The organism is Limnohabitans sp. (assembly GCF_044361645.1).
Lineage (GTDB): Bacteria > Pseudomonadota > Gammaproteobacteria > Burkholderiales > Burkholderiaceae_C > Limnohabitans_A.
The window spans coordinates 1-4,646 of sequence record NZ_JBIKIL010000184.1; the positions used below are offsets into that span (position 1 = coordinate 1).

A 4,646-nucleotide genomic window follows, 5' to 3' on the forward strand; every position below is an offset into this window, starting at 1 on the left:
CGACGATTGCCAGGACATCGTGAAAGCGGTGTCCAACGACTTGGCCTTCAAGCGCCGTTACAAAATTGGGACCGTGAACTCCATCAACTGGGCGCGTCTGTTGGCCCAGGTGGTGTACTACTTTGCCGGTTACTTCCAGGCCACCCACAGCAACGCGCAAAAGGTCAGCTTCACCGTGCCCAGCGGCAATTTTGGCAATGTGTGTGCCGGCCATGTGGCCCGCATGATGGGTTTGCCGATTGAGCGCTTGGTGGTGGCCACCAATGAGAACGATGTGCTGGACGAGTTCTTTCGCACCGGCGTTTACCGGGTGCGCGGCACGGCCGACACACATGAGACCTCCAGCCCCTCCATGGACATTTCCAAGGCCAGCAACTTCGAGCGCTTTGTGTTTGATTTGCTGGGGCGCGACAGCGTCAAAACCCAGGCCATCTTTGGCGAAGGCCTGAGCCGCCATGGCTTTTTTGACCTCTCGGGCGATGCGCGTTTTGCCCAGGCGGCCACTTTGTACGGCTTTGACAGTGGCCGCAGCACCCATGCCGACCGCCTGACAACCCTACAGCAGGTGTTTGCCCAGCACGGCGTGATGATCGACACCCACACGGCCGATGGTGTGAAGGTGGCCCTGGAGCACCGCGACCCGCACGTGCCCATGTTGGTGCTGGAAACCGCTTTGCCCATCAAATTTGCGGCCACCATCGTGGAGGCCTTGGGCCGCCAGCCCGTGCGTCCACCGCAGTTCGAAGGCATCGAAGCCCTGCCCAAGCGCGTGCAGCTCATGGCGGCGGATGCGGCGCTGGTCAAGGCCTACATCACCCAGCATTGCGACGCACAGCCATGAGCACGGCACCACGCCCCACAGCCCCACCCAGCCCCGCGCGCGCGCCCTTGATGTCGCTCGATGACGCCTTGCAGGCCTTGTTGTCCTCCATCACGCCCTTGCCAGGGGTGGAGACGGTGGCCACGTTGCAGGCCGATGGCAGGGTGCTGGCGCATGCGGTGGTGTCGTCCTTGCAGGTGCCCGCTTTTGACAATGCGGCCATGGACGGTTATGCCGTGCGCAGCGCCGATGTGCAGCAGGTGGGGGCTGAATTGGCCGTGACCCAGCGCATCGCCGCAGGACATTCAGGCCAGGCTTTGTTGCCCGGGCAAACGGCGCGCATTTTCACGGGTGCGCCCATCCCCCCAGGGGCCGATGCCGTGGTCATGCAAGAGCAAACCGAGCCGGTGGCTGCTTTGGACACGGCCCCTGTCACGGCCCCTGACACCGTGCCTGACACCGTGCCTGACACCGTGCCGCGCACTTTGCGCGTTCGCTTTTTGACCACCGCCCCAGCGGGCCAATGGGTGCGCCGCAGTGGCGAAGATGTGCGCACCGGCGACAGCGTGCTGCAGCGCGGCCAAAAATTGGGGCCGGCCGAATTGGGGCTGGCGGCCAGCTTGGGGCTGGCGCAGTTGTCCGTGGTGCGGCGGCCCAAGGTGGCTTTGTTTTCCACGGGCGACGAGTTGGTCATGCCTGGGGATGTGGCCCCTTGCGACATGCCGCCCGGGGCGATTTACAACTCGAACCGGTTTTTCTTGCGGGCCTTGCTGCAGCGTGTGGGTTGCGAGGTGAGCGACTTGGGCATTGTTCCCGACCGCCGCGAGGCCACGCTGGCGGCCCTGCAGTCGGCGGCCGAGCAGCACGATCTGATCGTGACCAGCGGCGGTGTGTCGGTGGGCGAAGAAGACCATGTCAAACCCGCAGTGCAATCTTTGGGGGCCTTGGCGCTCTGGCAGATCGCCATGAAGCCCGGCAAACCCTTTGCTTTTGGCCATGTGCGGCGCAGCACAGCCCCTGGCGCCGCGCATTTTGTCGGCCTGCCGGGCAACCCCGTGTCGAGCTTCATGACGTTTTTGCTCTTGGTCAAACCATTGATTTTGGCGCTGCAAGGGTCGAGCCCGCAGCCCCCCATGCCTTGGCCATTGCCCGCCCATTTTGCGGTGCCCAAGGCCGACAAACGGCGTGAATTTTTGCGCGTTCGGCGCAACGCACAAGGCGGGCTGGACCTGTTCCCCAACCAAAGCTCGGGGGTTTTGACCTCGGTGGTGTGGGGCGACGGCGTGGTCGACATCCCGGCGGGGCAGACCGTGGCGCACGGTGACATGCTCCATTTTTTGTCATTTTCAGAGTGGTTGTCATGAAGATTCAGGTGCGATATTTCGCCTCTTTGCGCGAAACCATCGGTGTGGGCGCGGAGACGGTGCAAACCAACGCGCCCGATGTGGCCGCATTGCGCCAAGAATTGATTGCCCGTGGTGGTGTGCATGCGCAGTGCTTGGCGCTGGACATGCCGGTGCGTGTGGCGCTCAACCAGGTCATGGCCAGCGGTGCGACACCGTTGACGGCCGACTGCGAATTGGCATTTTTCCCCCCTGTGACCGGAGGCTGAGGCCATGCAGACCCGTGTGCGCATCCAGACCGAGGACTTTGAGCTGTCGCACGAAATCTTGGCCTTGCGCGCCCAAGACCTGCGGGTCGGGGCGGTGTGCAGTTTTGTCGGCACGGTGCGCGACACCCGTGCTTTGACGGGCCAAGCCAGCGATGAGGTGCAGGCCATGGAACTGGAGCACTACCCGGGCATGACCGAAAAGTCGATCGAGGCCATGATCGACGAGGCCCATCAGCGCTTTGATTTTTATGCGGCGCGTGTGGTGCACCGTGTCGGGCCTTTGTTGCCCAGCGACCAGATCGTCATGGTGGCCGTCACCTCGGCCCACCGGGGTGAGAGCTTCAAGGCCTGTGAATTTTTGATGGACTACCTCAAAACCCAGGCCCCGTTTTGGAAAAAAGAGCAGACCCCACAAGGCGCACACTGGGTCGATGCCCGTGTCAGCGACGACGCAGCGCTGGCGCGCTGGGGTATTTCGGCCCACAACGGCTGAGCCTTTGCGGCTCGGCCACCCAGGCAGCGCAAAAAATTCAATGGGTGTAGCGAGGCGGTGTTGGCGGCGAGCTGGGGTCAGGCGCCGTCGCTTGCTGGGTGATGTCCACCACCCGCCACTGGGCTTTTTCACTGGCTTGTTGAATCAGGTGCACCATGCCATGCACCAAATTCAATGGCAGCAGCATCTTGCAGGTCTTGCTTTGGGTGGGGTCAGATTTGTCCTCAAACGCCAATTCCAGTGCGCCCTGCGCTTGGATGCTCAGGCGGGCATCGGTGACCAGCAAGGGCTCAGTGCCCAGCGGCCATTGGGTGGCTTGGTCTTTGAAAGGGGTGGCGAAGTTGGCATGGCTTAAAAATGCCTCACGCTTGAGTTCCCCCAGCATCTGCTGTGTCGGCGCATCAGCAGCCGCAACCCCCGGTTGAGCCGCCTCGAGCCTCAAGGCCGACTGTTCGATCGCAGGCACCAAACGCATGGTCATTCGACGTGTCAGCCAAAAACGAAACTCTTGGAGGTTTGGGGTGTTCAGTCGCAACAGCAAGCGGTCTTGTCGCTCATCGTGCGACACGTTCAATTGATGGATGTTCATGCTTTTGAGTTTTGTCAAGGGCGAGCTGATTATCACCCTTGTAAATCCTGCATTCATCACAAATTAGGGCTCATTGGAGAAACCACATGCGCATTGACAAACTGACCACCAAATTCCAAGAAGCCCTGTCTGACGCCCAGTCGCTGGCGCTTGGCAAAGACAACGCTTACATCGAGCCCGCACACGTTTTGGTGAGCATGCTCAAGCAAGACGATGGCCCCAAAGCCCTTTTGACGCGGGCGGGCGTTCAAGTTCAGGCCTTGCTTTTGGCGGCCGATGCTGCGGTGACGCGGTTGCCACAGGTCACCGGTCAAGAGCAAGTGACGGTGGGCCCCGACTTGGTCAAACTTCTGCAGGCGGCTGAAAAAGAGGCCATCAAACGAGGCGACGCGTTCATCGCAGGCGAATTGTTTTTACTGGCGCTGACCGAGAGCAAGTCCGAGGCTGGCCGCATGGTCAAAGAGCATGGCCTGAACCGCAAAAGCCTTGAATCTGCCATCGATGCGGTTCGCGGCGGTCAAAGCGTGGGCAGCGCCGATGCCGAAGGTCAGCGCGAAGCGCTCAAGAAGTACTGCATCGACTTGACCGAGCGCGCGCGCATCGGCAAGCTCGATCCGGTGATTGGCCGTGACGACGAAATCCGCCGGGCCATCCAAGTGCTGCAGCGGCGCACCAAAAACAACCCGGTTTTGATTGGCGAGCCCGGCGTGGGCAAGACCGCCATCGTGGAGGGTCTGGCCCAGCGCATCGTGGCGGGCGAAGTGCCCGACTCGCTCAAAGGCAAGCGGGTCTTGTCCTTGGACATGGCCGCCTTGTTGGCCGGTGCCAAATTCAGAGGCGAATTCGAAGAGCGGCTGAAAACCGTGCTGAGCGAACTGGCCAAAGACGAGGGCCAGACCATTGTCTTCATTGACGAGTTGCACACCATGGTCGGCGCGGGCAAAGCCGAGGGCGCGATGGACGCGGGCAATATGCTCAAGCCCGCCTTGGCCAGGGGCGAGTTGCATTGCGTGGGTGCCACCACGCTGGCCGAGTACCGCAAATACATTGAAAAAGACGCGGCCTTGGAGCGGCGTTTTCAGAAAATACTGGTCAATGAGCCCACGGTGGAGGCCACCATCGCCATTTTGCG

General features: G+C 61.6%; 5 protein-coding genes and 1 pseudogene. 5 read left to right on the forward strand and 1 reads right to left on the reverse strand.

The window, feature by feature from the left end:
* The 4 genes and pseudogenes from ACIQ39_RS18570 to ACIQ39_RS18585 all read left to right on the forward strand — a co-directional run.
* Positions 1 to 841: pseudogene (locus ACIQ39_RS18570) on the forward strand (threonine synthase); the annotation flags it as partial.
* Positions 838 to 2,184, forward strand: a complete 1,347-nt coding sequence (gene glp / locus ACIQ39_RS18575) for a gephyrin-like molybdotransferase Glp (RefSeq protein ID WP_396436067.1) — start codon at positions 838 to 840, stop codon at positions 2,182 to 2,184. The pseudogene ACIQ39_RS18570 and the gene glp, both read left to right, overlap by 4 nt.
* On the forward strand, positions 2,181 to 2,432 hold the full coding sequence (locus ACIQ39_RS18580; protein ID WP_396436068.1) for a MoaD/ThiS family protein: 252 nt from the start codon (positions 2,181 to 2,183) through the stop codon (positions 2,430 to 2,432). The genes glp and ACIQ39_RS18580 overlap by 4 nt, the downstream gene beginning before the upstream one ends.
* A 4-nt stretch (positions 2,433 to 2,436) precedes the next feature.
* Entirely contained in the window at positions 2,437 to 2,925 is a 489-nt protein-coding gene (locus ACIQ39_RS18585) for a molybdenum cofactor biosynthesis protein MoaE (RefSeq protein WP_396436069.1), read from the forward strand.
* Positions 2,926 to 2,962: 37 nt separating this feature from the next.
* Here ACIQ39_RS18585 and ACIQ39_RS18590 read toward each other — a convergent pair whose 3' ends face one another.
* The gene (locus ACIQ39_RS18590) at positions 2,963 to 3,514 is read right to left on the reverse strand and encodes a hypothetical protein (RefSeq protein WP_396436070.1); all 552 of its coding nucleotides are present in this window, start codon (positions 3,512 to 3,514) and stop codon (positions 2,963 to 2,965) included.
* Between the two features lie 86 nt (positions 3,515 to 3,600).
* On the opposite strand from ACIQ39_RS18590, the gene ACIQ39_RS18595 reads away from it, so the two are divergent.
* Positions 3,601 to 4,646, forward strand: a 1,046-nt coding sequence (locus ACIQ39_RS18595) for a Clp protease N-terminal domain-containing protein (RefSeq protein WP_396436071.1), incomplete at its 3' end; no start/stop codon positions are given.

Coding starts and splice junctions, on each gene's coding strand:
- glp (WP_396436067.1), top strand. CDS start 838: ATGAGCACGGCACCACGCCCCACAGCCCCACCCAGCCCCGCGCGCGCG.
- ACIQ39_RS18580 (WP_396436068.1), top strand. CDS start 2,181: ATGAAGATTCAGGTGCGATATTTCGCCTCTTTGCGCGAAACCATCGGT.
- ACIQ39_RS18585 (WP_396436069.1), top strand. CDS start 2,437: ATGCAGACCCGTGTGCGCATCCAGACCGAGGACTTTGAGCTGTCGCAC.
- ACIQ39_RS18590 (WP_396436070.1), bottom strand. CDS start 3,514: ATGAACATCCATCAATTGAACGTGTCGCACGATGAGCGACAAGACCGC.